Consider the following 25,936-nt stretch of genomic DNA (forward strand, 5'->3'; position numbering starts at 1 on the left):
AGGCTCTCCGGCTTCACGTCCAGAAGCACCGTGGGGGCGAAGAAGAGCCCCTTGGCCTCCCCTCCCGCCACGAGCCTCGCTCCCTTGGCGAGGGCGTCCTCCACGTGGGTCTGCACCTTCCGGAGGGCGGCCTCGTTCACCAGGGGGCCGATGTCCGTCTCCTCGGAGAGGGGGTCCCCCACCTTCAGGGCCTGGACCCTTCGGGCGTAGGCCTCGGCGAAGGCCTCGGCCACCTCCGCCTGGATGAAGATCCGGTTCGCGGCCACGCAGGACTCCCCGGCGTTGCGGAACTTGGCCCGAAGCGTTTCCTCCACCGCCCTATCCAGGTCGGCGTCGGCGAAGATCAGGACGGGCGCCCCGCCGCCAAGCTCCAAGACAGACCCTTACACAGAATTCCTTACACGACCTCCCGCTTGAGGCCTTGGCCGCTGGGGTGGGGGATTTTGACCCCCAGGAGGCCCGGTTGCCCGGCCTATCCCCATTGGGGTAGGATGGGCATAGACCCGGAAGGAGGTTAGAGGCGTGGAGCGGCGCGTGGAGGCTTTGGTGGTGGGCGGGGGCCTTGCCGGCCTTTCCGCCGCCTACTTCTTGGGCCGGAGGGGGCTTAGGCCCTGGGTGCTGGAGCGGGAGGCCCCCCTTTCCTGCACCAGCGACAAGTCCACGGAGGCCTACCGCCTCTTCTGGCCGGGGGACGAGGACCTGGCCGCCCTGGTCCGGGAGAGCCTGGACCTCCTTCCGCCCTTCGCCGGGGTGGCCCGCCCTAACCGGCGGGGCTACCTGTACGTGGGCCGCCTCGAGGCCCTGGAGGCCATGGCCCTCGAGGCCCCCCACGCCGGGCCCCTCCGGGTCCACCGGGAGGCGGCCACCTACCCCAAGGAAGCGGCGAGCGGCCTGGACCTCCTCCTCCCCGGCGCCCTGGTGGAGGTCTTCCCCTACCTGGGCCACCTCCGGGGCCTGGGCGGCCTCCACGTGCGCCCCGCGGGGTGGCTTTCCGCCCAGGGGCTCGGCATGGCCCTCTTGGAAGGGCTCAGGGCCCTCGGGGGGCGGCTCGTGTCCGGGGAGTTCCTGGGGGTGGAGCGGGAAGGGGGGCGGGCCCGGTCCGCCCGGGTGCGGCGGGAGGGGCGGGAAGAGGCGTGGTCCTTCGGCCTTTTGGTCCTGGCCCTGGGGCCGGGCCTTCCCCGGGCGCTCCGGGCCTTGGGCCACCCCCTTCCCCTGACGGCGGAGCCCCACTTCAAGGCCTGGTTTCCCGACCCCGAGGGGCGCTTCCCCCGGGAGGCGCCTCTCCTTATCTGGAACGAGCCTCAGGAAATCTTCGCTCCCGAGGAGCGGGCCCTTCTGGAAGGGGAGGTGGAGCTCGCTCCCCTCCTTGGCCCCCTTCCCCCGGGGGCCCACGGCCGGCCTGAGGGGGAGGGCTTCCTCGCCCTCTACAACCCCCTGCCCCGGGAGGAGGCCGCCCCTTCGGGGTGTCTGCCCTCCCCGCCCCTCTTTGCCGGGGAGGTGGCCCTGCGGGGGCTTTTCCCCCTCCTTCCCCGGCTTAGGGCCCTGCTTGGGGTCCGGCCCCGGGTGGACGGGGGGTACTACGTCCGCACCCCCGAGAACCGCCCCCTCCTCGGGCCCCTGGAGGAGGGGGTGTGGGTCCTCGGGGCCTTGTCGGGGTACGGGGTGATGGCCGCCCTCGGGGCGGGGAATGCCCTGGCGGCCTGGGCCCTGGGGGAAGGGGTTCCCGCCTGGGCCCGGGCCTTCGCCCCCGGGCGCTTCCTGGACCCTGCTTACCGCCCGAAGGCGGAGGCGGCCCGGTTCCAGCTCTAGGGGGCGGATTCCCGCCCTAGGCCCGGGCGAGGCGCCTGGCCCCCCTAGTGCCAAAGGAGGAGAAGGCCGAGGAGGAGAAAGCCGATCCCGGGCCAGGGGTAAGGCCGCTTGATCAGGGCGTGGAGAAGGACCACGCCGAGGAGGGCGAGGAGGGGGTGGGGGAGGAGCTTCCCCCCGAAGGCCAGGTAGAGGAGGCCGAGGAGGGCGTTCAAGTCGTAGAGGCCGAGGAGGGCCCGGACAAAGCGGGGCACCTCTTGCTTCACGAGAAGATAGGCGCCCACGAGGAAGGCGAGGGCCACGAGGGCGAACCCTAAGAGCCGGTGCAAGGAGGGCACCCCGAGGAGGGCCGTGGGGAGGCCCTGGAGGGTATAGCCCAGGGCGGCGGACAGGACCACAAGGAGGCCGAAGCCCATCTGGGTCCAGCCCACCACCCGGGCGGGCACCGGGGGGCGGAAAAGGGTGAGGCTCCCGTAGAGGGCGAGGAGGAGGAGGGCGAGGAAGACGGGGTAGGGGAGGAGGCGGCCTTGGGCGAGGAGGAAGGCCAGGAGGGCACTCCCCCAGAGGGCGAGGAGAGCGGGGTAGCGCTTGGGCTTAAGGCCCCGCGCCCGAAGGACCTGGCTACGGGCATAGTAGAGGGCGGCCACGTCCCTTAGGGCCAGGGCGAGGAAGCTCCCAAGGGCCATCTCCCCGGGAAGCCCCCCGGCGAGGACCCCGGCGGGGGCGAAGGCGGCCATGAAGAGGGCGGCCCCGATCTCGGGGAAGAGGTCCCGGGCGCGGTTTTGGGCGTCGGCCCAGGCCACATAGGCCCCCAAGGGCAGGACGAGGAGGAGGGGCAGGAGGAAGGGCCCCCGGGCGGTGAGGAGGGTGAGGAGGAACCCCAAGAGGGCCAGGACCAGGTAGACCCCCGCCACCTTCAGGGCGAGCTCCGTCCGGGGATAGCGCTTGCCCCGGGCGAGGTCCTGGTAAAGGAGCTTCAGGGGGTGCCGGGCGAGGAAGCCGAAGAGGCCGAGGAGGAAAAGCCCCAGGGTGGGGAGGCCGGGGGAGAGGAGGAGGCCTAAGAGGAGGGGCTCGAGGGTGAACCCCCAGCCCCCGTGCTCCGTGGGGAGGGCCACCGACTTGAGGGGAACGCTTGCCGCGCGCATACCTTGCTCCAGGGTAGGGGAGAGGGCCCGGGACGGAGGTCCCTTAGGCCCAGAGCACCTCCAACATCAGGAGGGCGAAGAGGGCTCCCGCCAGGAAGGAGACCCCGGCGAAGAAGCCCCAGACGCTGGGCCCTAGGTTGAGGCCCCAAGCGAGGGCCATGCCCAAAAGCCCAAGATTGGCCAAGGCCACCTGGAGGAGGGCCACCCCGGCCCTGCGGAAGACCACCCCTCGGAAGCGGGGCAGGGCGTGGTAGGCCACTCCGTAGATCATAAGGCTAACGAAGCCCAGAAGTTGCATGTGGGCGTGGGCGGGCCGCCAGGTATAGGGAAGGAGGCCCAGGCCTAGGAGCAGGCCCACCAGGCTACCGGTCAGGAACCAGAGGAGGGCCGTGGTGAGGGCCAGCCGACTTGCTGGGATCATGGCCTAGGGGTGATGATGCCAAGCACCAAAAAGGTTCCTTCCCCAGCCTTGGCCCCGTGGGCTTCCCCGGGCTCTGCGGCCAGGAGGGTACCGGGGGTGGCGGGGATGCTCCTTTCCCCGGCCCATAGGGTGCCCTCCCCCTCGAGGCAAAGGAGGTGCACCCTTGGCTCCCCCTTGCCCCGCACCTCCTGCCCTGCTTGCAAGCTGAAGAGGACCAGGCGCACCTCCGGGTGGTCGGCGAGGAGCTCCACCCCCCGCACCGCCCCGTAGCGGGCCTTTTCCAAGAGGTTCATACCCTTCCCTCCAGAAAGGCCTCCAGGGCGCGAAGCACCGCCTCGGGCTCCTGCCCTGCGGCCTTGGCCGCCTCCTCCAGGGGCTCGGCCCCGCCGCAGCAGGTGTCCAGGCCGAGCCCATTGAGGAGCCTCACCGCCTCGGGGAAGCGCTTGAGGATCTCGTTCACCGAGGTCTTCAGGGTGATCCCTTCCATGCCCCTAAGCCTCGCCGTCAGAGGGGTTTCCCGGCCATGACCTGGGTCATGCCCCCTCTGGGGCCTGGGGCAGGAGGTCCTTCAGGGTGAGGGAGGCGAAGGCTTTGCGGATCTCCTGGTTCAGCCGCACCAGGTTCGGCTTCAGGTGGCAAAACCCCCGCCTCTCCTCCGTGGGGCAGCGCTTCAGCGTGGCGCAGGGGTCCAGGACCACGGGGCCGGAGAGGGTTTCCATCACCTTGAGGAGGGTGATCTCCTCTGGGGGAAGTTTCAGCCACACCCCTCCTGCCCGGCCCATGCGGCTCTCCACGAGGCCTGCCTTAGCCAGTTTGGAGAGCACCTTGGCCATGAAGGCGGGAGGGGCTTTGAGCTTCTGGGCGATCTCCTGGGCCGAGAGGCCGGATTCCTCCGCCAGGAGGAGAAGGGCGTGGAGGGCGTAAGACTCTTCCCGTTTGAGGAGGCTGCGCAGGGCCATGACCCCATGGTAACCGGGCAAAAGGCCTCCTCCCTGGCCTTCCCGTGGGGCGGACCCGCTTCCAAAGCGTAGGCGAGGAGGAGCACCGCGGCCTGGCTCAAATGTTCCCAAGGAAGCACTTGGGGACATTTGCCCTTGACTTGAGTCATGGAAACCAAGCCCCCGAGGTCCGAGTTTATGAGCTGGAGGTGAAAGGAGGGTAAGGTTATGGAGATCGGCTGGATAGAGACCACCATCGGGGCCCTCTTCGCCACCGTGGTCCTCACCCTGTGGCTCTCCCGAGGGTCGGGCTGGCTGGAGCCCCGCTTCTGGCGGAACGCCGCGGTGGTGAGCTCCCTCATCATGTCGGGCATCCTCGTCTACCTGACGGTGGACTCCGTGAACCAGATCCGCGAGGGCTCAGCGCGGGTGCCTGCCTACACGGTCATCAACCACGAGATCGGCCTCAAGCGGGACTACGAGAAGCGCCGGGACGTTCCCGTGATCGGCGAGGAGGTGGGCTTCTTCGGCAAGGTCTGGAGCGAGGCGGAGGCCTACGCCCTGGTCAACAAGGGCAAGATGACCTTGCAGAGCCGCAACTGCATGGACTGCCACACCCTCCTCGGCAACGGGGCTTACTTCGCTCCGGACCTCACCCGGGCCTGGCTTGACCCCAAGTGGGAGGCCATGGTCATGCCCATGACCGGGAAGGCCACCCGGGAGGAGGCCATGGCCGAGTGGCTGCAGCACCCGGACCGCTACCCCACCTTCGCTCGGCGCATGCCCAACCTCCGCCTCACGGAGGAGGAGGCCAAGGCCCTGGTGGCCTTCCTGAAGTGGATGTCGGCCATAGACACGAACGGCTTCCCCGACCGCTTTGCGGCGGCGGAGTAGGAGGTGAAGCATGACCCAGGCTTTACCGCAGGGAAAGCTTTACGAGTCCCAGAAGCTCGCCCTCTGGTACTTCTGGGTGGCCCTCGCCCTCTTCGGGGCGCAGGTCCTCTTCGGCCTTCTGGCCGCCTGGCAGTACCTGGACCCTGGCTTCCTCTACGGCAAGCTCAACTTCATGACCAACCGGATGCTCCACGTGAACGCCATGATCGTCTGGCTCCTTTTGGGCTTCATGGGTGGGGTCTACTGGTTCCTGCCCATGGAGCTCGGGCGCGAGGTGGTGGGCATCCGGCTCGCCAAGGCCGCCTTCTTCACCCTGGTGGGCGCCGTGGCGGTGGTGGTCCTGGTCTACCTCCTGGTCCAGTACGGACCTGGCAACGCCTTCACCCTTTGGTTCATCACCGAGGGAAGGGAGTACATCGAGGCTCCCCGCTGGGCGGACATCGGCATCGTGGCGGTGATGGCCATCTTCCTCTACAACGTGGTGGCCACCGCCCTGAAGGCGCAGCGGATCACCGGGGTGGTGGCCGTGCTCATGTTTGACCTCGTGGCCCTGGCGGGGCTCTACACGGCGGGGATGCACTACACCCCCAACATCTCCATGGACCAGTACTTCTGGTGGTGGGTGGTGCACCTCTGGGTGGAGGCCACTTGGGAGGTGCTGGTGGGCTCCATCATGGCCATGGCCCTCATGCACCTTTTGGGGACGCCGAGGCGCATCGTGGAGACCTGGCTTTACCTCGAGGTCGCCTTGGTCTTCGGCACCGGGATCCTGGGCCTCGGCCACCACTACTTCTGGATCGGCACCCCCGAGTACTGGCTCGGCCTCGGCGGCTTCTTCAGCGCCCTCGAGCCCATCCCCCTCGTGGCCATGGTGGTCCACGCCGTCTACGACGCCGGGGTCCACCGCATGCAGACCGTGAACCAGCCCGCCCTCTTCTGGGCCATCGCCCAGGCCTTCGGCAACTTCATCGGGGCGGGGGTGTGGGGCTTCATGCAGACCCTGCCCCAGATCAACCTCTACTCCCACGGCACCCAGCTCGCCCCGGCCCACGGGCACCTGGCCTTCTTCGGGGCCTACGTGACCGCCATCCTCACCGTCATCTATATGGCCTTGCACCAGGTGCGCAGGCCGGACCTGCCCCGGTTTGACTCCAAGCTCTGGAAGTGGGCCTTCGTCCTGATGGTGGTGGGGATCTTCGGCATGTCCGCGGCCATGACCGTGGCGGGCTTCACCCAGACCATGGTGGAGCGGGCCATCGGGGGGAGCACCTGGCAGGCCTACATTGATGCCCAGCAGCACCCCTGGTTCCAGAACGGCATGGTCTGGCGGTTTGTGTTTGGCGTCTTCTTCTTCGTAAGCTACCTGGTCCTCCTCTGGGACCTCGCCACCATCGGCAAAGGCGAGGCCAGGGCCGTGAAGGAGGTGGGGGCCCCATGACTAGCGAGGCGGTGCGCGACCTCATGCTCTACGGCATGCTCATGGTCTCCGCCGCCGGGTTCTACGCCATGTTCTACGCCCTGGGGCGCATGTGGGGAAGGCCCTCCGTGGTGGCCTTCTCCTATGTCTTCGCCCTGCTCCAGGCGGTGGGGGCCTTGGGCATGATCCTGCCTCCCTACCTGGACCCCTTCTGGAGGTACCTCATCGGCTTCAGCTCCCTGGTGTACCTCTTCGTCCCCCAGGGCATGTGGTGGGTGGTGACCACCTTCCACGAGCGGGAGCACGCCCACTAGGCTTGGCCTAGGCCCCCGGGGTCCCAAAGGACCTCGGGGGCTTCTTTACCTGTAGGGACTTTTGCCTTAGGACATCTGTCCTACTTGGACACCTATATCTTAGTTCGTGGAGGTGAAGTCCATGAAACGAGGGTTAGGTCTATTAGGCATGTTGGTGTTGGGGGCCCTGGCCTTGGCCCAGGCTCCCGCTCCCCTGAGCCCGGCGGAGAAGGAGCGGGCTTCGCAGATCTACTTTGACCGTTGCGCCGGGTGCCACGGGGTCTTGCGCAAGGGGGCCACGGGCCCGGCCCTGGACCCCAAGAAGATGGCGGAGCGGGGGGTTGAGTACCTGAAGGCGGTCATCTTTGGCGGGCTTCCCGGGGGCATGCCCGACTGGGGGCGGCAGGGCATCCTGAGCGAGAAGGACACCGAGCTTATGGCCCGCTTCCTCCTGGAAGAGCCGCCCACGCCTCCCATCCCCTCCTACGAGGAGATCCGCAAGACCTGGAAGGTCTACGTGCCCCCGGAGAAGCGGCCCAAGAAGCCCGAGCATAGCCGCAACTGGCAAAACTTCTTCGGACAGGTGCTCCGGGACACGGGCCAGGTGGCCATCATCGACGGGGACAAGAAGGAGCTGGTGACCATCGTGCCCACGGGCTTCGCCACCCACATCCTGCGTTCCAGCGCCACCGGGCGCTACTTCATGGCCATCGGCCGGGACGGGAAGGCGAGCCTCATAGACCTTTGGATGAACCCGCCCCAGGTGGTGGCGGAGTCCAAGCCTTGCGTGGACGCCCGCTCCATTGAGTCCAGCAAGTTCAAGGGGTTTGAGGACAAGTACGCGGTGGTGGGGTGCTACTGGCCGCCCACCATGGTCATCCTGGACGGCCAAACCCTCGAGCCCCTGAAGATGGTCTCCACCATGTCCTACACCAAGGGGGCGGGGGAGTTCGTGCAGGAGGCCCGGGTGGCCGCCATCGTGGCCAGCCAGTTCAACCCCGAGTGGATCGTAAACCTGAAGGAGTCGGGCCAGACCTGGCTCGTGGACTACTCCCAGCTCTCCAAGCAGGGCCGGCCCCTTCCCATCACCATGATCGACACCGAGCGCTTCCTCCACGACGGGGGCTGGGCTTTGAAGCGCTACTTCATCGTGGCGGCCAACGCGGTGAACAAGCTCATCGTCATCGACACCAAGACCCGGGAGTTCGTGGCCGAGGTGGAGGCCGGGGTGCGTCCTCACCCGGGCCGGGGGTCCAACTGGACCCACCCCACCTACGGGCCGGTCTGGGCCACGGGGAACATCGGTAGTCCCGAGGTGACGGTGGTGGGCGTGGACCCCGAGAAGCACCCCCAGTACGCCTGGAAAGTGGTGAAAAGGATCCAGCTTCCCTACGCGGGTACCCTCTTCATCAAGACCCACCCCAACAGCCCCTGGGTGATCGTGGACTTCCCCATGAGCCCAAGCCCCCAGGCTGCCGCCAGCCTCTGCGCCATTGACAAGCGGAAGCTTGAGGTCACCAAGTGCTGGGAGGTACCGGGGGCCCAGGAGCTCAAGGCCCGCATGGTCCACCCCGAGTTCAACAAGGGAGGCACGGAGATCTGGGTCTCCGCCTGGGGGAGTAAGGACACGCCCACCTTCATCGTGGTCTACGACGCCCTGACCCTCAAGGAAAAGGCCCGGATCACCGGGGACTGGGTGCGTACCCCCACGGGCAAGTTCAACGTCTACAACACCGCCTACGACATCTACTGAAGCCCTTGGGGCCGGGGTTCGTCCCCGGCCCCTTGACCCCGGTCATAGAAACGCGCCCTCACCCGCTTGGAGGATAACTCCATGGAACGCCCCGACTTCGCCCAATACCCCTACCTGGTGGCCTGGGAGGTGACGAACGCCTGCCTCCTCGCCTGCCGCCACTGCCGGGCCTCGGCCATGCCCCACCCCCTGCCGGGGGAGCTTTCCACCCAGGAGGGCTTAAGGCTCATAGAGGAGGTCGCCACCTATCGCCCGAAGCCCCTCCTCCTCCTCACCGGGGGGGACCCCTTGGCCCGGAAAGACCTTTTTCTCCTCGTTGAACGCGCCCGGGCCCTGGGCCTCAAGGTGGGCCTCACCCCGGCGGCCACGCCTCTCCTCACCCGGGAGATGGTCTTCCGCCTGAAGGAGGCCGGGGTCACCCGGCTCGCCCTCTCCCTGGACGGGGCGAGCGCCCAAACCCACGACGCCTTCCGGGGGGAAGAGGGCACCTTCCAGAGGACCCTCGAGGCCCTCTCCTGGGCCAAGGAGGCCGGGCTTCCCACCCAGGTGAACACCACCGTCACCCGGGAGAACTGGCCGGAGATCCGGGCCCTCCCCGACCTCCTGGCGGAAAAGGGGGTGGTCCTCTGGAGCCTCTTCTTCCTGGTGCCGGTGGGCCGGGGGGCGCTTCTTAGGCAGCTTTCCGCCAGGGGGTTTGAGGAGGTCCTCCACTGGCTTTACCAGGTCTCCAAGGCGTATCCCTTCCACGTCAAGACCACGGAGGCCCACCACTTCCGCCGGGTGGTGCTGCAAAGGCGCAAGGAGGAGGGTGGGGGAGACCGGGCCCTGGCGGCAGGGGAGAGCCTCCACCGGGAGTACTTCCAAGACGGCATGGAGCACTCCCGCCTGGGGGTCACGGACGGGAACGGCTTCGTCTTCGTCTCCGCCACCGGGGACGTGGCCCCTTCGGGGTTTTTGCCGATCTACGCCGGGAACGTCCGGGAGAAGCCCCTTCTGGAGATCTACCGGAATAGCTCCCTCTTCCAGGAGCTCAGGAACAAGGACCTCCTCAAGGGGAAATGCGGGGTGTGCGAGTACCGCTACGCCTGCGGGGGCAGCCGGGCCCGGGCCTGGGCGGAGACCGGGGACTACTTGCAAAGCGAGCCCCGGTGCGCCTACGTGCCCCCGGCTTGGCTGGAGAAGGTGGGAAAGAAGGCGATCGGGAGGTGAAGGGTATGGTGAGGAAAAGGCTGATGGTGGGTGCACTTTTGGCCTTGGGCTTTTGGGGTCTGGCCTTGGCCCAGGACGGGGCCAAGCTTTACGCCCAGTACTGCTCAAGCTGCCACCAGTCCACGGGGCTGGGGATCCCGAACGCCTTCCCCGCCCTCAAGGGCCTGGACCAGCTGGCCCAGACGGACGAGGGGCGCGTCTACCTGATCCACGCGGTGCTCTTCGGCCTGCAGGGACCCTTGAAGGTGGGGAGCGCCACGTACAACGGCCTCATGCCGGGGTTCGGCGGGCAGCTCTCCGACGAGCAGGTGGCCGCCCTTCTCAACCACGCCCTTTCCTCCTTCGGCAACAAGAACCCGAAGCCGATCACGCCCGAGGAGGTCAAGAAGGTCCGGGCTAAGCCCGTGAAGCCCCAGGACGTGGCCAAGGGCCGCCCCTAAGTGTCCGCACCTTGATTTCGCCACATGGGACGCCGGGGGTAGGGCTTTGCGAAGGCTCTTTTGGGGCCCCCGCTCTGGCGCAAGCCAGAGCGGGGTACTTAGGCCGGGGCGTGGTCCGGGCAGGCGAGGCGGAGGTCTAGGGGGGCCAGGGGGATCTGGAGGAGGGCGCAGAAAAATCCCTCTTCCTGCCGCAGGTGGCGGCAGGTGAGGCAGAGGCCGGTCTCCGCCATCACCCCCTGGCGCACTAGGGCGGCGAGGAGGTGCATGAGGCCGAGGAGGAGGCCTTCGGGGTCTTCCACCTCCCGCAGGGCCTGGCTCAGGGGGGCGGCGTAGCCCTTCAGGGCCTGGGCCAGGGCCTGGCCCTCCTCCGTGGGCTTAAGGCGCCAGCGCCGCCCGTCCTTCTCGTCCTTTTCCCTTCGGAGAAGCCCTTTGCGCTCCAAAGCGGCCAGGGCTTCGCTCACCGTGGCCGGCGTGAGGGCGAAGAGGGCGGCCAGGTCCACCACCCCTTGGGGCCTTTCCGCCAGGTGGAGGAGAAGGTGCGCCTGGGTAGGGGTGAGGCCCAGGCGGTGGGCTTCCCGGGTGAGGAGGGCCCTTTCCGCCTGGGCCAGGCGTTCCAGGAGGGCGAGGAGCTTCTCCTCCACCCCTCTAGCTTAGGGCTGGAAGGCGCTGAAGACGTAGTCGGTGTTCGCCGCCCCCTGGTGGCAGGCGTGGCAGGCCTTGGGGTCTATGGCGAGGGGCTTCTTGTCGGGGCCGAAGGCGTAGTAGCCCCACCCGCCCGTCTCCCGGTAGCGCTCCGGGTCCTTGACCATGACCCCGATGAGCTTCCTTGGGCCCTCTATGAGGGCGTTCCCCTCCACCTTGGCCTCGAGGAGGTCAAAGACGATGACCGTACGCCTAGGGAAGGGGGCCTTCTTGCCCTCCAGGTAGGTCTTGAGGCCCACGGGGTTCACGTAGACGTGGTGGAGCCCCCCGAAGCTCTCGTAGAGGGGATGGCCGGGCTTGAGCTCCATGCTTTTCACGTGGGTCCAGAGCCGGTAGCCCTCGGGGTAGGGGAAGCCCGTTTCCCCGTACTGCCCCAAGGCTATGAGGGCCAACACGGCCAACCAAGGTCCGTACCGCTTCATCCTCCACCTCCTTGGCGTTTCTTTCATGGCGCCTTTTTGGGCCCTCCGCTGAGGCTTCCGCCTCGGCGGGGTATTTAAAAGTCGCCTTCCTTGGCGTAGGGGTAGCTCCAGAGGGCCACCTGCAGGACCACGGCCTTGAACCAGGCCTGGTGCATTCGCTCCACCGCCTCCGGGGGGTGACCTTTCTTGGCCAGGAAAGGCCGGATTGTGGCCGTGATAGGGTAGATAAAGGCGATAAGGTAGCGCAAGGGGATGTGGGGTACGGAGGCTACCCCGTCGGTCTGGTTCTTCTTGGTCCGGTGGTGGCGCAGGCCGATCTCGTGCTGATAGGCCAGCCAGGCCTCGTCGTGGGGCCGGAAGCAGGTGTCCAAAACCCACTGGCCAAAGCGCTTCCTCACCCGCTCCAGGTACTCCGGGATGGGGTTGCCCTGGCCGTCGGTGAAGTAGTGGAGGAGATGAGGGTGGCTGCCCACAAAGCTGTACCAGAGGTCCAAAACCTCCTCCACCTGGTCTTTGAGGACCTCGCCCGCCTCTTTTAGGGCCTTTTCGTCCTCCTCTGACCAGAGAAGGGCGGCCTTGAGCTGGTGGAGAGCCTCGAGGGAAACCGGTGAGGGTGGAAGGCCGGGGTCGCCGTAGGTATAACCGGGTAGGACCACGGTCACCTCCTTTAGGACTCCTAAATATTACCTTTCAGTCCCTCCGCCTGTCAACCCCGGAAGGCCTGGCCACCTCGTACCGGCCTAGGCCAGCGTGGGATGGCAAAAGGCATCGGGCCTCTCTTCCCCGAAGATTAGCCCTCGAGGTGGCCTTTGTGGCGTTGGCCGGCCTCCTGGCCCTCTCCGCCAGGTAACCTGAGGCTATGCCTGAAGAGATCGCCACCTTGGCGGGCGGGTGCTTCTGGTGCACGGAGGCGGCCTTCAAACTCCTCAAAGGGGTGTTGGAGGTGGTGCCGGGCTACGCCGGGGGGCACGTGCCCCACCCCACCTATGAGGAGGTCTCTACCGGGGCCACGGGGCACCGGGAGGCGGTGCAGGTGCGCTTTGACCCCGAGGTCCTCCCCTACGCCGACCTCCTGCGCTACTTCTTCGCCGTGCACGACCCCACGAGCGAGGACCGGCAGGGGCCCGACGTGGGGCCTCAGTATAGCCCCGCCATCTTCTACCACTCGGAAGCGCAAAAGCGGGTGGCGGAGGCGGTGATGCGGGAGCTCGCCCCCCTCTACCCGAAGCCCATCGCCACCAAGCTTCTCCCTTTTACCAACTTCTACCCCGCCGAGGAGTACCACCGGGACTACTTTGCCCGCCACCCCGAGGCCCCCTACTGCCGCCTGGTCATCGCCCCCAAGCTGGAGAAGGCCCGGAAGGCGTTCAAGCCCCTTCTCCGCCCATGAGGCCCCCTTCCTCCAGGATGGCCTGGGCGTTGTTGTAGCGCGCCTCCTTGGCGCCGAAGCGGACAAACTCCGGGTACTTTCCGGGGTCGTGGGCAAACCAGCGCCTGAGGCCGTCCGAGGGGGCGAGCTCCCTGGCCCACCAGTCCACCCGGGCCTTTTCCTTGGGGAGCCCCCGGGGCCAGATCCGGTCCACCAGGACCCGGAGGCCGTCCTCGGGGGAAGGGGGATCGTAGACCCGCTTGGCGCGGAAGGGCATGCCCACCTCCTCAAAGCCAGTCCGCCTCCGGTAGGACGCACTCCGGGCACTGGGCCTCCACGAAGCGGAGCCAGTCCAGGACCTCTTCCTCGCCCCCCACGGGGCCCAGGTGGTAGACCTCGAGGAAGGCGTCCGCCACCAGGGCGCCCCCTTCGGGGATGGCGGAGAGGAGGGCGCCTTCCGGGTCCAGAAGGAGGGGGAGGGGGCTTGGCCTTGGGGCTTGGGCCAGGAGGTAGGCCTGGGCCCCCAGAGCCTTGAGCTCCGCCTCCCGCGCCGCGAGGCCTTGGGCCAGGGCCTCGCTCCTCAGGAGGACGAGGGGCTTCCCCTTGAGGTCTGGGAGGTAGACCCTGCCCCCCTCCGGGATCTTAAGGGTGTACGGAGGAAGGGGCTTACGCAGGCGGACCACGCCTCACCCTAGGCGGCGTGGGGCCTGGGCGTCAACAGCCGTTCTCACCTTCGCCGGTCTAGGGGCTCCGAATGCTAATATGGCTGTATGCGCACCACCCTGGACCTGCCGGACCCCCTGTACCGGCGGCTGAAGCTCCAGGCCGCCAGGGAGGGGAAGACCCTCCGGGAGCTGGTGATCCGCTACCTGGAGGAGGGGTTGAGGCGGGGGGGATCTCCCGGGCCTAGGCCCCTGCCGCGGGTCCCCGAGGCTGGGCGGCGCATCCCCGTTCGCACCCACGAGGAGCTTTGGGCCCTTCTGGAGGACGAGGGTGGACCTGCTGGACCTTAACGTCTGGTTTGCCCTCTTGGTGCCCGAGCACCCCTTCCACCCCCGGGCCCGGGCTTACTGGGAGAGGGCCTCCGATCCCTTTCTGGTCCGGGTCACGGCCTTGGGCCTCCTCCGCCTCCTGACGAACGCCAAGGCCATGGACGGCAAGCCCTTGGGGGTAGGGGAGGCCTGGAAGGTCTATTGGGAGCTCCGCTTGAGCTCGGGGGTTCCGCTTTTGGAAGAGCCCGGGGGCCTGGACGAGGCCCTGGCCGACCTGGTCCGCGGGGGGCTTTCTCCCCGGCTTTGGACGGACGCCTACCTGGCGGCCTTCGCCCTGGCGGGGGGCCACCGCCTGGTGACCTTTGACCAGGACTTTCTGCGCTTTCCCGGGCTGGAGGTCCTTCACCTTTCCCCTTGACCCTGGTCAGGGACCGCCCCCGGCCTCGCCCCCACCCTGGGAGGTGGAGGATGCCGCATGCCCTCGTCTGCTACTTGATCTGGACCCCCGGGGTGGTATGCTTTCAAACCGTGAGCACCCCCAGAACATAACCTTCGGCTGACTTACCATCTTGACGCAGAAACCCGCAAGATAGCTCCTTCGGAGCTGACCCTCGTGGCTATCTACGTCTGGGTAGATGATGAGCTGAAAGCCTTGCAGGTCCAGGGCCTCAAGCCCCCCCAAAGCAAAAGCACCAGAAGGCTACCCTGGCCGCCAAGACCACCCTCAAGGCCTACTTCCCCTCCCTCCCCCACCCCAAGATGTTCCCCTGCGGGGAAGCAGTTCCCGCTTCTATCGGGTCCTCAAGGTGTTTCCCTAAGGGGGAAGCAGCCAGAAGGCCCAGGGGTTGTTGGCTCACCTGGCCATAAGGCTCTCCGGGGGGCAAGGTCTTCTGCAAGTGGTGGACCCCAAGTTACGGGCCTCGCCCGTGACCAAGCCCATCCCCCTGGCCCACGGTCACCGAATCCACATCCTGGACGACGTGCTCATCGGGCGCTACCGCTCAGGCAAGCTGAGCCCCAAGATACGGGCTTCGCCCGTGACGAAGAAGGCCCGGGACACCTCCACGGGGGCTTGGGTGTTTGGGCTGTCCCTGGTGGTCCTAGCCTGGACGGACGGGAAGCGGCGGATTCCCCTGGCCTTCCTGCCCTACTTCGGGGAGGAGAGCAAGCTGGACCTGGCCCTGGCCCTGCTGGAGTAGGCCAAGGAGGCGGGCTTTCGTCCGAAGGGGGTGCTCTTTGACGCCTGGTACGCGGCGCGGCAGGTCCTGGAGTGGCTCCATGCCCACGGCTGGCCCCAAGCTACGCCTACGGCGTGACTTTGTCATACCACCCCATGCTGGCTTGCGCCAGCATGGGGGCCCCGGCAAAAGGCTCCTAGGGGACTTCCCCGGGTCAGCCAAGCGAAGGAAACAGGGAGAAGGGGTATCACAAGGCTCAGGTCTAACCGTGTGCTGGACGGTGTCCAGCTCAGGAGGCATGGGGGTACCCGTTGGGTCAAGACGGGGAGGCTTAGGGGCCTGGCCTTTGCCGTGGGGGTCCTCAAGCGCGGGGGGAAGTTTTACGGGACGGACCGGGGGGGTGGTGGGACTCGGGGATGCGGGAGGTTTACCGGTTACGGCAGGCCATAGATGCTTGGCCCTTCGGGCCAACACATTTGCGTAAGCAAGAGGAGATCTTCCGGGGGCTATAGCAGGAGCTTGGGTGGAGGGGGCACCGGCACTGGCGGAGGGGGAAGCTACTGGCGCACTTGGCGCTGGGGCTGGTGGCCTACGGGCTGATAGAGCGGCAGCGGGAGAGGCTGGGGTTGAGCTTCTACGGGTGCCGAAGAAGACTCATCGCAGGCAAGCTGCGGCTAGATTTGAGCCCACTATTATCGGTAAATGTGGACGCCGCGTAAGTCCAGAGGCATCACACCCGCTTCACCGCCAGCCCCTCGGCTTCCGCCGCCCTCGCCTGTTCCTCGTCTGCCGTCCAGAAAGGTAGCTCCCAAGGTGCCACCCCTCCCACCCGGGCCACCACCAAGGCCGTGGCCAGGTGCAAGGCGTCGTAGGCCCGGAGCTTGTGGCGGAGGAGGAGGCGCTTGGCCTCCCGGAGAACGGGGGGCTTGGGAGGCACCAGGCGGTACTGCAAGGCGGCGTGGGCCTCCAGGGCTTCTACGGCCAAGCGCACCTCCTCCGGGGTAAGAACGCCTTGCCGCTCCTTGATGCGGAAGGCGGACACCGCCTCCACCACGGCCAGGGAGCTGGTGAGCACCGCCCTAACCTCCGCGAAGAGGGTCCTCACCTCCTCCGCTCCCGGCTCCTTCGGGTCGTAGCGCTTCACCAAGGCGGAGGTGTCCAGGTAGGGGAGGATCACCGCCCCTCCCGGTCCGCCAAGACCGCCCCGGAGAGGCCGAGCCCGCGCCCGGCCACCTTCCCCAGGTAGCGGCGGTAGGCCTCCTCCATCCGGGCCGGGGTCACGGCCCGCTCGGGGACCTCCAAGAGCCCCTCCTCCGCCAGGGCCAGAAGCAAGGGGGCCTCCTCCTCCGGGAGGAGGTCCAAGGCCAGGCGGAGGATCTCCGCCTCGGTGCGCCCCGTGGCGCGGGCCAGGCGTTTCAGCTTGGCCTCCTCCTCAGGGGTGAGGTAGACCTGCTTGCGTAACATACAGCGCAATTATACATCACGTCGGCGAGTCCCCCAGGTGTGCCGGTCCCTTGCCTTACCCCTTGACCCCGGTCATGGACCGCCCCCGGCCTCGCCCCCACCCTGGGAGGTGGAGGTGAAGGATGCCGCACGTGATCTGCGAGCCCTGCATCGGCGTGAAGGACAGGAGTTGCCAGGAAGTCTGCCCGGTAGAGTGCATCTACGATGCCGGGGAGCAGCTTTACATCCACCCCGACGAGTGCATTGACTGCGGGGCCTGCGTGCCCGCCTGCCCGGTGAACGCCATCTACCCTGAGGAGGACGTCCCCGAGGAGTGGAGGGTCTACATAGAGAAGAACCGGGAGTGGGCGAGGACCCTGCCCAACGTGCACGTCCTGGAAGGTTAGGATGCCCGCGCCGAGGGGACTTTGGCCTGGTCTGCGGGCTGCCAGAGGGTGTGGGGCCGCAAAAGGCCCTGCCCGGGAGAGGGGCGGCTTCCTCAGCGCTTGATCAGGCCCTCGAGGGCCCCGGGGTCCGGCACCTCCACCCGCCTTCCCGCAAGGCGGATGAGCCCCCGGCGGTAAAGCTCCCCCAGGTTGCGGGAGACCGCCTCGGGCACCGTGCCCAGAAGGGCGGCGAGCTCGGGGTTCGTGGGGAGGCGGAAGCCCTGCCCCTCCTCCCGAAGCCTTTCCAGCAGGAACTCGCAGAGCCTCTCCCGCACCTCGTGGAAGACCAGGCGGTCCAGGAGGTGGAGGAGTTGCCCCTGACGGCGGGCCAGGTAGCGGATCAAGGCCCGGGCCAGGGGGGGCCTTTCCTCCAGGAGCTGGAAGAAGCGGTCCTTGGGGATGGCCAGGACCTCGCTTTCCTCCAGGGCCTCGGCGCTCGCCGGGTAGGTGGGGCGGTCCAGGAAAAGGGCCACCTCGGCCAGCACCTTTCCCGGGCCCTCCACGTGGAGCACCACCTGCTTGCGCCCCTCGGGGTCCAGCTTGTAGACCTTGATGAGCCCCCTTCTCACCACAAAGAGGGCCCGCACGGGCTCCCCTTCCAGGAAGAGAAGCTCCCCTTTCCTCAGGCGCAGGGCCCTGGCCTCCCTTTCCAGGGCCTCGGCGTCCTCCGAGGGCAACTCGCGGAACAGGGCCACCTGGGTGAGCTCCACGCCTCACCCCCTCAGGGCGGAAAGCCGCTCCCGGGCCTCTTCCAGGAGGGGCTCCAGGCGCAGGGCGCGGGCGTAGGCCTCCTTCGCCACCTCTTTGTAGCCCAAGGCCTCCGCCAGCTCCCCAAGCCGTAAAAGCCCGGAGAGGGCCCTCTCCTGCAGGTAGGCCCTTTCCGCCTCGGCCCACTCCCCGTAGGGGTCGTCCCCGAAGAGGGGGCCCTTGTAGAGCTCCAGGGCTTGGCGCAGGGTCTTGAAGGCGGAGAGGCCCTCCTCGAGGTCCGCCTTGCGCATGAGCTCCTCAAAGCGCTCAAAGTCCAGGAAACGCTTTTCCGGCAACCGCAGGTGGTAGTACTCCCCCTCCCGCTCCACCACCCCGGGAAGGGTCTTGCGCAGGTGGTAGACCAGGGCGTAGAGCTCCTGACGGGCCTTCTCCGGGGGGAGGTCGGGAAAGAAGGTCTCCAGAAGCTCGTCCACGTAGAGGGCCCGGTCCTTGTTGGCCAGCAGGAACTTGAAGAGGCGGTAGGCCCCGCTCCGGCCAAAGCTCTTGGGGGAGAGTTCCTCCCCCCGGTGGCGCACCCGGAAGCCCCCCAAGGCGTAGACCTCCAGCTCGGGCGGGGCCTCCTTGGCCGCGGTGAAGAGCAGAGGGGTGGCCAGGCGGGCGAACCACAGGGCGGGGGCGGCGGGGCCGGTGGGGGGCTTGGGGGGGCGGGCGTGGAACAGGGTGCCCACCGCCACCACCTCCCCGCCCGCCCAGAGGGGGAGGCACACCCTGGGCCGGCCCTCGGCCTCGGGGCAAGGGGGAAGGCCGTTTTTGAACCCCACCACCTCCCCCCGCCAGGCGGGGCAGTCTTGCATGGCGCAGGGGGGGACCAGGCCCACCTCCAGCCGCTCCCCGGAGCGTCCCACCACCCGGACCCCGGTGGCCTCGGTGAAGCGCCGGAGCTGGTGCAAGAAGGTGTGCCGGGCTTCGGAGACCTCTCCCCGCCCGAGGTGCGCCCCCAGGGCGAAAAGCCCCGTCTCCCCCAGGCGGGTGAGGAGGGTGTAGAGGGTGCTGGCGAAGAGGGGACCGATGCGGGAGAGGGCCTCGAGGACCTCCTCGTGGTCCGCCTGGGGGTTGCGGGAGGCCAGGTTCAGGACCCCGATGAGGCCTTGGGGAAGCTCTAGGGGAACACAGATGTAGGTCTGGTAGCCCAGCTGCTTCACCTTCTGCCGCAGGTAGCGGGGGTCTTCCCGGAGGGTGTGGGTGACGAGGGGTTCGCGCCTCAAGGCCACGATGCCCGGGTAGCCTTCCCCCAGCTGGAACCAGGGCTTTTCCAGGAAGGCTTCCCGGTGCAGGCCCTCGTAGACGGTGAGGATCAGGTGGTGCCCCTCGGGGTCCGCCAGGAAGAGCTCCGCGGCCTCCATGGAAAGGGCCTGGCGCAGGGTCTTGAGGAAGCCCTCCAGGGCCTGGGGAAACCCCTCGGGGTGGCGGAGGAGGTGCTGGGTCAGGCGGGAGAGCTCCAGGAGGAGGTCCGGGGGTTCGGCCCGCTCGGGGTAAAGCTCCACCCGAAAGCCCTCCCCCTCCCGGTAGCCCTGGCACCGGAGGCGCCTCCCCTTGAGGAGGAGGGGGGTGCTGGCCCGGTAGGCGCCCCGCCTTAGCTCCCGCTGGACCGGGCAGCGGGCGCAGAGGGGGCGGCCAAAGGGGTCCTGCCCTTGGACGAGGGCGGCGCAGGGGAGGTTTGTCCCTTCCAGCCCCAAGGCGGGGTCAGCCTCCACAGAGGTCACCCGCCCCTCCCGGTCCAGACGCAGGCGGGCCAGGGGTTTCATCGCTTCCCAGGGTAAGCCCATCTCTTAGGACAGATGTCCCAAGAAGGGAAAGTGGCCGCCAGGACCCGCCCCCACACTGGGAGCCGGAGGTGAGGATGAAGGGTGCAAGGCTGATTCCCCTAGCCCTGGTCCTGGGGCTGGCCCTGGCCCTGGCCCAGGACGGGAAGGCCCTTTACGGCCAGCACTGCGCCAGCTGCCACGGGGCAGAGGGCCAGGGGATTCCCGGGGCCATCCCGCCCCTGGCGGGGAACCCCAGGGTCCAGGACGAGGCCTACGTGGTGAAGGCGGTGCGGGAAGGCCTTTCCGGGCCGCTGGAGGTGGGAGGGGTGACCTACCAGGGCGTCATGCCCCCCCTGCCCCAGGTCTCCGAGGCGGAGGCCCGGGCCATCGCCCGGTACCTGCAGGGGTTGGGCGGGGCCCCGGCCCAGGCGGCCCCGGCCCCCCAGGTCCAGGGGGACCCCGCCTTGGGACGGGCCCTCTACCTGGGGCAGAAGGCCCTCCAGAACGGCGGCGCCCCCTGCCAGGCCTGCCACACCGTGGCCGGGGTGGGCTTCTTCGGGGGCGGCGCTTTGGGCAAGGACCTGACCGACGCCGCCAAGCGCCTGGGCGGGGAGGCGGGCCTCGCCGCCCTCCTGGAGAACCCCGCCTTCCCCGTGATGCGGGAGGCCTACAAGGGGAAGCCCCTGACCAAGGAGGAGGCGAGCGCCATCGCCGCCTTCCTGGCCCAGGTCTCCCAGGAGGCCCCGAGGCCTGCCTCCCTCTACCTGGGGCGCTTCCTGGTGGCGGGGCTTTTGGTTTTGGCGCTCCTGCTCCTTTACCAAGCGATCCTCTGGCAGCTTCGGCCGAGAAGCCTGGCGGAAAGGATCCGCGCCCAGCTTAGGAGGTGAACATGAGGGACTGGATCAAGGAAGTGGAAAACCCGGCGGAGAGGAAGTGGGAGGAGTTCTACCGCAACCGCTTCCAGCACGACAAGCGGGTGCGCACCACCCACGGGGTGAACTGCACGGGGTCTTGCTCCTGGGAGGTCTTCGTCAAGGACGGGATCGTCACCTGGGAGCTCCAGGCCACGGACTACCCGAGCCTCGAGGCGGGCCTCCCCCCCTACGAGCCCCGGGGGTGCCAGCGGGGCATCAGCTTCAGCTGGTACCTCTACAGCCCCATCCGGGTGAAGTACCCCTACGCCAAGGGGGCCCTGCTGGACCTCTGGCGGGAGGCCAAGAAGCAGCATCCCGACCCCGTGGCTGCCTGGGAGGCCATCCAGAGCGATCCTCATAAGCGCAAGCGCTACCAGAAGGCCCGCGGAAAGGGAGGCTTCAGGCGGGCGAGCTGGGACGAGGTATTGGAGCTCATCGCCGCCGCCGTGGTTTCCACGGTGAAGCGCTACGGGCCGGACCGGGTCATCGGCTTTTCCCCCATCCCCGCCATGAGCCAGATCTCCTACGCCGCCGGAAGCCGCTTCCTCTCCCTTTTGGGCGGGGTGCCCATGAGCTTCTACGACTGGTACTGCGACCTGCCCAACGCCTCGCCGGAGATCTGGGGGGAGCAGACCGACGTCCACGAGTCCGCCGACTGGTACAACGCCCGCTTCATCGCTGTCATGGGCTCCAACCTCAACATGACCCGCACCCCCGACACCCACTTCATCTCCGAGGTGCGGCACGCTGGGGCCAAGCTCACCGTCTTCAGCCCCGATTTCTCCCAGGTGTCCAAGTACGCCGACTGGTGGATCCCCGTCCACCCCGGCCAGGACGGGGCCTTCTGGATGGCGGTGAACCACGTCCTCCTCAAGGAGTTCTACGCCGAGCGGGAGGTGCCCTACTTCCAGGACTACCTGAAGCGCTACACGGATAGCCCCTTCCTGGTGGAGATCAAGGACGGCCGCCCGGGGCGCTACCTGAGGGCGAACCGCCTCGCCGAGTACGCCGAGGAGGAAAACGGCGACTTCAAGCTCCTCGTCTTTGACGAGGCCAAGGGCCCGAGGATGCCCATGGGGACCCTGGGCTTCCGCTGGCAGAAGGAGAAGGGGAAGTGGAACCTGAAGCTGGAGGACCCCAAAACGGGCGAGCCCTTGAACCCCCGGCTGAGCCTCTTCGGCGTGGAGGACGAGGTCGTCCTGGTGGAGTTTGACGACTTCGCCGCAGACCGCAGGCTCAAGCGGGGGGTGCCGGTCAAGTACGTGGCCACCAAGGACGGGGAAAGGGTGGCGGTGGCCACGGTCTTTGACCTCCTCATGGCCCAGTTCGGCGTGGGCCGGGGCCTCCCGGGGGACTACCCCGCCTCTTACGAGGACGACCTCCCCTATACCCCCGCCTGGCAGGAGAAGTGGACGGGGATCCACCGGGACACCCTCCTCGCCTACGCCCGGGCCTGGGGGGAGAACGGCCTCAAGACCAAGGGGAAGAACCTCATCATCATCGGGGCGGGCATCAACCACTGGTACCACAACAACCTCATGTACCGGGCGGGGATCGTGGCCCTCATGCTCACGGGGAGCGTGGGGGTGAACGGGGGCGGCCTCGCCCACTACGTGGGCCAGGAGAAGCTGGCCAACCAGGCCTCCTGGGGGCCCATCGCCTTCGCCACCGACTGGGGTTACCCGCCCAGGCAGCAGAACACCCCGAGCTTCCACTACGTCCACTCCGACCAGTGGCGCTACGAGCGGGGCTTCGCCGCCTACGACAAGACGGCCAAGGGGCTTTCCGACCACACCATAGACCACCAGGTGCGGGCGGTGCGCAAGGGGTGGCTTCCCTTCTTCCCCCAGTTCAACAAGAGCCCCCTGGAGGTGGTGGCCGAGGCCGAGGCCAAGGGGGCGAAGACCGAGGCCGAGATCGTCCAGCACGTGGTGGAGGCCCTGAAGCGGGGAGAGCTCCGTTTCGCCGTGGAGGACCCCGACGCCCCGGAGAACTGGCCCAGGGTCTGGTTCATCTGGCGGGGGAACGCCATCGGCACCAGCGCCAAGGGGCACGAGTACTTCCTCAAGCACTACCTGGGAACCCACACCAACACCGTGGCCGAGGAGGCGGCCGAGGGGCACGTGACGGAGGTGGTCTACAGGAAGCCCGCCCCTGAAGGGAAGCTGGACCTTGTGGTGGACCTCAACTTCCGCATGGACACCAGCGCCCTCTACTCGGACATCGTCCTCCCCGCCGCCACCTGGTACGAGAAAGACGACCTGAACACCACCGACCTCCACACCTTCATCAACCCCCTCCAGGCCGCCGTGCCCCCCGCCTGGGAGTCCAAGCCCGACTGGGAGATCTTCAAGGCCATCGCCAAGAAGGTCTCCGAGCTCGCCCGGGTCCACCTGCCGAGGCCTGTGAAGGACCTGGTCATGATCCCCCTCCAGCACGACACCCCTGACGAGCTCGCCCAGCCGGAGGACCGGGACTGGAAGCGGGGCGAGGTGGAGGCCATCCCCGGCAAGACCATGCCCAAGTTCCGGGTGGTGGAGCGGGACTACACCAAGCTCTACGAGAAGTTCGTCACCCTGGGCCCCACGGTGGAGAAGGTGGGCGTGGGGATGCACGGCCTCACCATCCCCGTGGAGGACTTCTACAAGGAGCTCACCGAGCGCCAGCCCCGCCTTTACGAGGGGGAGAAGCGGCCCTCCCTGGAGGAGGCCCGCCAGGTGGCCGAGGCCATCCTCTTCCTGGATCCCGTGTCCAACGGGGAGCTCGCCTACCGGGCCTTCCTGGACGAGGAGAAGAAGACCGGGGTGAAGCTTACCGACCTCGCCGAGGGCAACCGCCACGTGCGCATCTCCTTCAAGGACATCGTGGCCCAGCCCCGCCGCCAGCTCACCACCCCCACTTGGAGCGCCATCATCAACCACGGCCGCGCCTACAGCCCCTATACCCTAAACGTGGAGCGCTTCATCCCCTGGCGCACCCTCACGGGGAGGCAGCACTTCTACCTGGACCACCCGAACTACCTGGCCTGGGGCGAGCACCTGCCCGCCTACAAGCCCCGCCCCGAGGTCCACATGCTCCAGGAGACGGAAAGGTCGGCTAAGGAGGCCCAGGGGAAGCTCATGAACTACATCACCCCCCACGGGAAGTGGTCCATCCACTCCACTTACTCGGAGAACCACCGCATGATGACCCTCTCCCGGGGGGGCTACCCCGTGTGGCTGAACGACAAGGACGCGGCAGAACTGGGCATCCGGGACAACGACTGGGTGGAGCTTTTCAACGACAACGGGGTCTTCGTGCAAAGGGCCATCGTCTCCGCCCGAATCCCCAGGGGCACGGTCTTCGTCTACCACGCCACCGAGCGCACCGTGGGCATCCCCAAGAGCCCCCTTAGGGGCAAGCGGGCGGGGATGAACAACTCCATCACCCGCGCCCGGCTCAAGCCCGTGCTCATGTCGGGCGGCTACGCCCAGTTCACCTACGCCTTCAACTACTGGGGGCCCGTGGGGGTGAACCGGGACACCTGGGTCTACGTGCGCAAGCTGGAGGCCCCGCCGGAGTGGTAAGGAGGGAACCCATGAAGGTTAGAGCCCACATGTCCATGCTCTTCCACCTGGACAAGTGCATCGGCTGCCACACGTGCTCCATCGCCTGCAAGAACCTCTGGACCGACCGCAAGGGCGCGGAGTACATGTGGTGGAACAACGTGGAGACCCGGCCCGGGGCCGGCTACCCCACGGGCTGGGAGGACCAGGAGCGCTTTAGAGGCGGCTGGGAGTACAAGGACGGCCACCTGGACCTGCGCCTCCACTCCCGGACCCAGGGGCTTTTCCGCCTCTTCTTCAACCCCGCCCTGCCCTCCCTGGACGACTACTACGAGCCCTTCACCTTCCGTTACTCCGACCTTTTCACCGCCCCTGAGGGCGAGGACCAGCCCACGGCCATCCCCGTGTCCATGATCACCGGGGAGCCCATGACCCCGGAGGCGGGCCCCAACTGGGACGACGACCTCTCGGGCAGCCCCCTCTACGCCAAAAACGACCCCAACCTGAAGGCCCTGGACCCCGAGGTGCGGGCCCAGCTTGAGGAGATCGAGGGGGTGGTCTTCCAGTACCTCCCCCGGATCTGCAACCACTGCCTGAACCCCGCCTGCGTGGCCGCCTGCCCCTCGGGGGCCATCTACAAGCGGGCGGAGGACGGGGTGGTGCTGGTCAACGAAAACAAGTGCAAGGCCTGGCGCATGTGCGTGGCCGCCTGCCCCTACAAGAAGGTCTACTACAACTGGGCCACGGGGAAGAGCGAGAAGTGCATCCTCTGCTTCCCCCGGTTGGAGACGGGCCAGGCCCCGGCCTGCGCCCACTCCTGCGTGGGGCGCATCCGCTACATGGGGGTTTTGCTCTACGACGCCGACCGCATCCCCGAGGCGGCCATGGTGCCGGACGAGGAGCTCGTAGAGTCCCAGCTCTCCCTCATCCTGGACCCCTTTGACCCCGAGGTGATCGCCGCCGCCAAGGCCGAGGGGATTGACGAGGGGTGGATCCAGGCCGCCCAGAAGTCCCCCATCTACAAGTTCGTGAAGGTCTGGCGGCTGGCCCTGCCCCTCCACCCCGAGTACCGCACCCTGGCCATGATGTTCTACGTCCCACCCCTCTCCCCGGTGGTCTCCACGGTGGAGAAGGCCTTCAGGGCCAGCCAGGGGAACGGGGGCCTGGTGCGCCTGGACCTTCCGGAGACCGACCTGGACTTTGAGGTCTACGCGGCCCTGGAGAAGGCCCGCATGCCCGTAAAGTACCTCGCCAACCTCTTCGCCGCGGGCAACGAGGCGCACATCGTCCCCGTGCTCAAGAAGATGCTGGCGGTGCGCATCCTTAAGCGGCAGGAGAGCCTCGAGGGCCGCCCCACCGAGAAGGCCCTGAAGGTCCTGGCGGACGCGGGCCTCACCCTGGAGGAGGCCGAGGCCATCTACCGGCTCACCACCTTGCCCACCTTAGAGGAGCGCTTCGTGCTTCCCCCCTACCACCGGGAGATGGCCGCCGAGGTCTGGAAGGACCCCCTGGCCCACAAGGGCGAGGCGGGCCTGGGCTACATCCAGCCCCCCTTGCGGGGCGAGTAGGAGGGCGCCATGCCGGGAAACCCTAACCTCCTGGAAACCCTGGCCCTGGCCCTGGACTACCCCATGCCGGGCCGCTTAGAGGAGCTCTGGCGGCGCTGGATTGGGTGCCCGAGGGGCCCCGCCAAGCAGAAGCTGGAGCGCTTCTTGCGCCAGGTGGAGGACCTCTCCTTAGGGGAGTGGGAGGAGCTCTACACCCGCACCCTGGACCTCACCCCCACCACCGCCCCCTACGTGGGCTTCGCGGTGTACGGGGAGAGCTACCAGCGGGGGGAGCTCCTCGCCGCTTTGGTGCGGGCCTTCCGGGAGCTTGAGCTTGACCCGGGGAGCGAGCTTCCCGACCACCTGGCGAACGTCCTCCGCTACCTGGCCCGGGTGGAGGAGCCCCTGCCGGAGCTTGCGGAGATCCTTCCCCGGGCCCTTTCCGAGATGCACAAGACCCTCAAGACCCTGGACGCCAAGAACCCCTACCTCCTGATTTTGGAAGCCGTCCAGGAGGCCTTGCAGGGGGACTTGGCAAGGAGGTGAAGG

The 25,936-nt window shown here is 67.8% G+C and carries 30 protein-coding genes and 3 pseudogenes; 18 read left to right on the forward strand and 15 right to left on the reverse strand.

The features are described from left to right. On the reverse strand, positions 1–374 hold a 374-nt coding region (locus tag BLP62_RS06875), incomplete at its 3' end, for an aldehyde dehydrogenase family protein (protein WP_244880376.1). A 148-nt stretch (positions 375–522) separates the two neighbouring features. Between BLP62_RS06875 and BLP62_RS06880 the strand changes: the two genes are divergently transcribed. After that, positions 523–1,809 carry an NAD(P)/FAD-dependent oxidoreductase gene (locus BLP62_RS06880; RefSeq protein WP_093007163.1) on the forward strand — a complete coding sequence of 429 codons (1,287 nt, stop codon included), beginning with the start codon at positions 523–525 and terminating at the stop codon, positions 1,807–1,809. A 44-nt stretch (positions 1,810–1,853) separates the two neighbouring features. Here the strand turns inward: BLP62_RS06880 and BLP62_RS06885 are convergent, their stop codons facing one another. The 5 genes from BLP62_RS06885 to BLP62_RS06905 are packed head-to-tail and all read right to left on the reverse strand — an operon-like array spanning position 1,854 to position 4,331. Continuing rightward, complete coding sequence (locus tag BLP62_RS06885) at positions 1,854–2,951, reverse strand: YwiC-like family protein (protein WP_093007165.1); 1,098 nt, start codon at positions 2,949–2,951, stop codon at positions 1,854–1,856. Between the two features lie 43 nt (positions 2,952–2,994). Then, positions 2,995–3,372, reverse strand: a complete 378-nt coding sequence (locus tag BLP62_RS06890; RefSeq protein ID WP_060384889.1) for a hypothetical protein — start codon at positions 3,370–3,372, stop codon at positions 2,995–2,997. After that, positions 3,369–3,665 (reverse strand): cupin domain-containing protein, encoded by a 297-nt coding sequence (locus BLP62_RS06895; protein WP_093007167.1) that lies wholly within the window; start codon positions 3,663–3,665, stop codon positions 3,369–3,371. The genes BLP62_RS06890 and BLP62_RS06895 overlap by 4 nt, the downstream gene beginning before the upstream one ends. Further along, complete coding sequence (locus BLP62_RS06900) at positions 3,662–3,859, reverse strand: DUF542 domain-containing protein (RefSeq protein ID WP_093007169.1); 198 nt, start codon at positions 3,857–3,859, stop codon at positions 3,662–3,664. Before BLP62_RS06900 ends, BLP62_RS06895 begins: the two co-directional genes overlap by 4 nt. 46 nt (positions 3,860–3,905) lie before the next feature. Further along, positions 3,906–4,331: an RrF2 family transcriptional regulator gene (locus BLP62_RS06905; protein ID WP_093007171.1), complete on the reverse strand. Its 426-nt coding sequence runs from the start codon at positions 4,329–4,331 to the stop codon at positions 3,906–3,908. A gap of 207 nt (positions 4,332–4,538) precedes the next feature. Between BLP62_RS06905 and BLP62_RS06910 the strand changes: the two genes are divergently transcribed. The 6 genes from BLP62_RS06910 (at position 4,539) to BLP62_RS06935 (ending at position 10,316) form a co-directional block, all read left to right on the forward strand. Further along, complete coding sequence (locus tag BLP62_RS06910) at positions 4,539–5,204, forward strand: c-type cytochrome (RefSeq protein WP_014511214.1); 666 nt, start codon at positions 4,539–4,541, stop codon at positions 5,202–5,204. A 10-nt stretch (positions 5,205–5,214) separates the two neighbouring features. Then, entirely contained in the window at positions 5,215–6,642 is a 1,428-nt protein-coding gene (locus BLP62_RS06915) for a cbb3-type cytochrome c oxidase subunit I (protein WP_093007173.1), read from the forward strand. Further along, complete coding sequence (locus BLP62_RS06920; protein WP_093007175.1) at positions 6,639–6,935, forward strand: hypothetical protein; 297 nt, start codon at positions 6,639–6,641, stop codon at positions 6,933–6,935. The genes BLP62_RS06915 and BLP62_RS06920 overlap by 4 nt, the downstream gene beginning before the upstream one ends. 148 nt (positions 6,936–7,083) lie before the next feature. Then, positions 7,084–8,667 (forward strand): nitrite reductase, encoded by a 1,584-nt coding sequence (locus tag BLP62_RS06925; RefSeq protein ID WP_241374176.1) that lies wholly within the window; start codon positions 7,084–7,086, stop codon positions 8,665–8,667. A gap of 81 nt (positions 8,668–8,748) precedes the next feature. Continuing rightward, a complete protein-coding gene (locus BLP62_RS06930) occupies positions 8,749–9,876 on the forward strand; it encodes a TIGR04053 family radical SAM/SPASM domain-containing protein (protein ID WP_093007179.1) in 1,128 nt (375 codons plus the stop codon). A gap of 5 nt (positions 9,877–9,881) precedes the next feature. Next, positions 9,882–10,316 (forward strand): c-type cytochrome, encoded by a 435-nt coding sequence (locus BLP62_RS06935; protein ID WP_176758162.1) that lies wholly within the window; start codon positions 9,882–9,884, stop codon positions 10,314–10,316. 98 nt (positions 10,317–10,414) lie between these two features. Here BLP62_RS06935 and BLP62_RS06940 read toward each other — a convergent pair whose 3' ends face one another. The 3 genes from BLP62_RS06940 to BLP62_RS06950 form a co-directional block, all read right to left on the reverse strand. After that, complete coding sequence (locus tag BLP62_RS06940; protein ID WP_093007181.1) at positions 10,415–10,957, reverse strand: MarR family winged helix-turn-helix transcriptional regulator; 543 nt, start codon at positions 10,955–10,957, stop codon at positions 10,415–10,417. Positions 10,958–10,966: 9 nt separating this feature from the next. After that, on the reverse strand, positions 10,967–11,440 hold the full coding sequence (locus BLP62_RS06945) for a cytochrome P460 family protein (RefSeq protein WP_093007183.1): 474 nt from the start codon (positions 11,438–11,440) through the stop codon (positions 10,967–10,969). Positions 11,441–11,514: 74 nt separating this feature from the next. Then, complete coding sequence (locus BLP62_RS06950; RefSeq protein ID WP_093007185.1) at positions 11,515–12,102, reverse strand: protoglobin domain-containing protein; 588 nt, start codon at positions 12,100–12,102, stop codon at positions 11,515–11,517. 197 nt (positions 12,103–12,299) lie between these two features. Between BLP62_RS06950 and msrA the strand changes: the two genes are divergently transcribed. Continuing rightward, positions 12,300–12,830, forward strand: a complete 531-nt coding sequence (gene msrA, locus BLP62_RS06955; RefSeq protein ID WP_093007187.1) for a peptide-methionine (S)-S-oxide reductase MsrA — start codon at positions 12,300–12,302, stop codon at positions 12,828–12,830. Here the strand turns inward: msrA and BLP62_RS06960 are convergent. Together BLP62_RS06960 and BLP62_RS06965 are read right to left on the reverse strand one after the other, a co-directional pair. Then, a complete protein-coding gene (locus tag BLP62_RS06960; RefSeq protein ID WP_093007189.1) occupies positions 12,808–13,086 on the reverse strand; it encodes a DUF488 domain-containing protein in 279 nt (92 codons plus the stop codon). The two genes, msrA and BLP62_RS06960, sit on opposite strands and share 23 nt — an antisense overlap. A gap of 10 nt (positions 13,087–13,096) precedes the next feature. Continuing rightward, the gene (locus BLP62_RS06965) at positions 13,097–13,492 is read right to left on the reverse strand and encodes a hypothetical protein (RefSeq protein WP_093007191.1); all 396 of its coding nucleotides are present in this window, start codon (positions 13,490–13,492) and stop codon (positions 13,097–13,099) included. A gap of 87 nt (positions 13,493–13,579) precedes the next feature. Here BLP62_RS06965 and BLP62_RS06970 point away from each other — a divergent pair, with 87 nt between their 5' ends. The 5 genes and pseudogenes from BLP62_RS06970 to BLP62_RS06990 form a co-directional block, all read left to right on the forward strand. Further along, positions 13,580–13,822 carry a hypothetical protein gene (locus BLP62_RS06970; protein ID WP_014511201.1) on the forward strand — a complete coding sequence of 81 codons (243 nt, stop codon included), beginning with the start codon at positions 13,580–13,582 and terminating at the stop codon, positions 13,820–13,822. Beyond that, positions 13,803–14,219, forward strand: coding sequence for a TA system VapC family ribonuclease toxin (locus BLP62_RS06975; protein WP_093007193.1), 417 nt, complete (start codon positions 13,803–13,805; stop codon positions 14,217–14,219). Before BLP62_RS06970 ends, BLP62_RS06975 begins: the two co-directional genes overlap by 20 nt. A 138-nt stretch (positions 14,220–14,357) precedes the next feature. Next, a pseudogene (locus BLP62_RS14500) lies at positions 14,358–14,769 on the forward strand (hypothetical protein); the annotation flags it as partial. Then, positions 14,770–15,096, forward strand: a pseudogene (locus BLP62_RS06985) (transposase); the annotation flags it as partial. Between the two features lie 126 nt (positions 15,097–15,222). Beyond that, positions 15,223–15,698 (forward strand): annotated as a pseudogene (locus BLP62_RS06990) (IS701 family transposase); the annotation flags it as partial. A gap of 11 nt (positions 15,699–15,709) precedes the next feature. Here BLP62_RS06990 and BLP62_RS06995 read toward each other — a convergent pair. Together BLP62_RS06995 and BLP62_RS07000 are read right to left on the reverse strand one after the other, a co-directional pair. Further along, on the reverse strand, positions 15,710–16,156 hold the full coding sequence (locus BLP62_RS06995; protein WP_093007195.1) for a type II toxin-antitoxin system VapC family toxin: 447 nt from the start codon (positions 16,154–16,156) through the stop codon (positions 15,710–15,712). Beyond that, complete coding sequence (locus BLP62_RS07000) at positions 16,153–16,443, reverse strand: ribbon-helix-helix protein, CopG family (protein ID WP_093007197.1); 291 nt, start codon at positions 16,441–16,443, stop codon at positions 16,153–16,155. The genes BLP62_RS06995 and BLP62_RS07000 overlap by 4 nt, the downstream gene beginning before the upstream one ends. 122 nt (positions 16,444–16,565) lie before the next feature. On the opposite strand from BLP62_RS07000, the gene BLP62_RS07005 reads away from it, so the two are divergent. Next, positions 16,566–16,829, forward strand: coding sequence for a ferredoxin family protein (locus BLP62_RS07005; RefSeq protein ID WP_093007199.1), 264 nt, complete (start codon positions 16,566–16,568; stop codon positions 16,827–16,829). 92 nt (positions 16,830–16,921) lie between these two features. Here the strand turns inward: BLP62_RS07005 and BLP62_RS07010 are convergent, their stop codons facing one another. After that, positions 16,922–17,578 (reverse strand): Crp/Fnr family transcriptional regulator, encoded by a 657-nt coding sequence (locus tag BLP62_RS07010; RefSeq protein WP_093007201.1) that lies wholly within the window; start codon positions 17,576–17,578, stop codon positions 16,922–16,924. 3 nt (positions 17,579–17,581) lie between these two features. Next, complete coding sequence (locus tag BLP62_RS07015) at positions 17,582–19,381, reverse strand: GAF domain-containing protein (protein ID WP_093007203.1); 1,800 nt, start codon at positions 19,379–19,381, stop codon at positions 17,582–17,584. A gap of 95 nt (positions 19,382–19,476) precedes the next feature. On the opposite strand from BLP62_RS07015, the gene BLP62_RS07020 reads away from it, so the two are divergent. The 4 genes from BLP62_RS07020 to BLP62_RS07035 are packed head-to-tail and all read left to right on the forward strand — an operon-like array spanning position 19,477 to position 25,933. Then, on the forward strand, positions 19,477–20,268 hold the full coding sequence (locus BLP62_RS07020; RefSeq protein ID WP_093007205.1) for a c-type cytochrome: 792 nt from the start codon (positions 19,477–19,479) through the stop codon (positions 20,266–20,268). Positions 20,269–20,270: 2 nt separating this feature from the next. Beyond that, the gene (locus tag BLP62_RS07025) at positions 20,271–23,861 is read left to right on the forward strand and encodes a nitrate reductase subunit alpha (RefSeq protein WP_093007207.1); all 3,591 of its coding nucleotides are present in this window, start codon (positions 20,271–20,273) and stop codon (positions 23,859–23,861) included. Positions 23,862–23,872: 11 nt separating this feature from the next. Continuing rightward, positions 23,873–25,408, forward strand: a complete 1,536-nt coding sequence (gene narH / locus BLP62_RS07030) for a nitrate reductase subunit beta (RefSeq protein WP_093007209.1) — start codon at positions 23,873–23,875, stop codon at positions 25,406–25,408. A 9-nt stretch (positions 25,409–25,417) separates the two neighbouring features. After that, the gene (locus BLP62_RS07035) at positions 25,418–25,933 is read left to right on the forward strand and encodes a nitrate reductase molybdenum cofactor assembly chaperone (protein ID WP_093007211.1); all 516 of its coding nucleotides are present in this window, start codon (positions 25,418–25,420) and stop codon (positions 25,931–25,933) included. Positions 25,934–25,936: the final 3 nt, after the last annotated feature.

The organism is Thermus arciformis (assembly GCF_900102145.1).
Lineage (GTDB): Bacteria > Deinococcota > Deinococci > Deinococcales > Thermaceae > Thermus > Thermus arciformis.

Excerpts from the sequence above, each read along its gene's own strand:
- BLP62_RS06885 (WP_093007165.1), bottom strand. The coding sequence starts at position 2,951 with ATGCGCGCGGCAAGCGTTCCCCTCAAGTCGGTGGCCCTCCCCACGGAG.
- BLP62_RS07015 (WP_093007203.1), bottom strand. The coding sequence starts at position 19,381 with ATGAAACCCCTGGCCCGCCTGCGTCTGGACCGGGAGGGGCGGGTGACC.
- BLP62_RS06900 (WP_093007169.1), bottom strand. The coding sequence starts at position 3,859 with ATGGAAGGGATCACCCTGAAGACCTCGGTGAACGAGATCCTCAAGCGC.
- BLP62_RS06925 (WP_241374176.1), top strand. The coding sequence starts at position 7,084 with ATGTTGGTGTTGGGGGCCCTGGCCTTGGCCCAGGCTCCCGCTCCCCTG.
- BLP62_RS06960 (WP_093007189.1), bottom strand. The coding sequence starts at position 13,086 with ATGCCCTTCCGCGCCAAGCGGGTCTACGATCCCCCTTCCCCCGAGGAC.
- BLP62_RS06910 (WP_014511214.1), top strand. The coding sequence starts at position 4,539 with ATGGAGATCGGCTGGATAGAGACCACCATCGGGGCCCTCTTCGCCACC.
- BLP62_RS06890 (WP_060384889.1), bottom strand. The coding sequence starts at position 3,372 with ATGATCCCAGCAAGTCGGCTGGCCCTCACCACGGCCCTCCTCTGGTTC.
- BLP62_RS06945 (WP_093007183.1), bottom strand. The coding sequence starts at position 11,440 with ATGAAGCGGTACGGACCTTGGTTGGCCGTGTTGGCCCTCATAGCCTTG.
- BLP62_RS06920 (WP_093007175.1), top strand. The coding sequence starts at position 6,639 with ATGACTAGCGAGGCGGTGCGCGACCTCATGCTCTACGGCATGCTCATG.
- BLP62_RS06905 (WP_093007171.1), bottom strand. The coding sequence starts at position 4,331 with ATGGCCCTGCGCAGCCTCCTCAAACGGGAAGAGTCTTACGCCCTCCAC.
- BLP62_RS07005 (WP_093007199.1), top strand. The coding sequence starts at position 16,566 with ATGCCGCACGTGATCTGCGAGCCCTGCATCGGCGTGAAGGACAGGAGT.
- BLP62_RS07000 (WP_093007197.1), bottom strand. The coding sequence starts at position 16,443 with ATGTTACGCAAGCAGGTCTACCTCACCCCTGAGGAGGAGGCCAAGCTG.
- BLP62_RS06930 (WP_093007179.1), top strand. The coding sequence starts at position 8,749 with ATGGAACGCCCCGACTTCGCCCAATACCCCTACCTGGTGGCCTGGGAG.
- BLP62_RS07035 (WP_093007211.1), top strand. The coding sequence starts at position 25,418 with ATGCCGGGAAACCCTAACCTCCTGGAAACCCTGGCCCTGGCCCTGGAC.
- msrA (WP_093007187.1), top strand. The coding sequence starts at position 12,300 with ATGCCTGAAGAGATCGCCACCTTGGCGGGCGGGTGCTTCTGGTGCACG.
- BLP62_RS06935 (WP_176758162.1), top strand. The coding sequence starts at position 9,882 with ATGGTGAGGAAAAGGCTGATGGTGGGTGCACTTTTGGCCTTGGGCTTT.
- narH (WP_093007209.1), top strand. The coding sequence starts at position 23,873 with ATGAAGGTTAGAGCCCACATGTCCATGCTCTTCCACCTGGACAAGTGC.
- BLP62_RS06970 (WP_014511201.1), top strand. The coding sequence starts at position 13,580 with ATGCGCACCACCCTGGACCTGCCGGACCCCCTGTACCGGCGGCTGAAG.
- BLP62_RS06915 (WP_093007173.1), top strand. The coding sequence starts at position 5,215 with ATGACCCAGGCTTTACCGCAGGGAAAGCTTTACGAGTCCCAGAAGCTC.
- BLP62_RS07020 (WP_093007205.1), top strand. The coding sequence starts at position 19,477 with ATGAAGGGTGCAAGGCTGATTCCCCTAGCCCTGGTCCTGGGGCTGGCC.
- BLP62_RS07025 (WP_093007207.1), top strand. The coding sequence starts at position 20,271 with ATGAGGGACTGGATCAAGGAAGTGGAAAACCCGGCGGAGAGGAAGTGG.
- BLP62_RS06895 (WP_093007167.1), bottom strand. The coding sequence starts at position 3,665 with ATGAACCTCTTGGAAAAGGCCCGCTACGGGGCGGTGCGGGGGGTGGAG.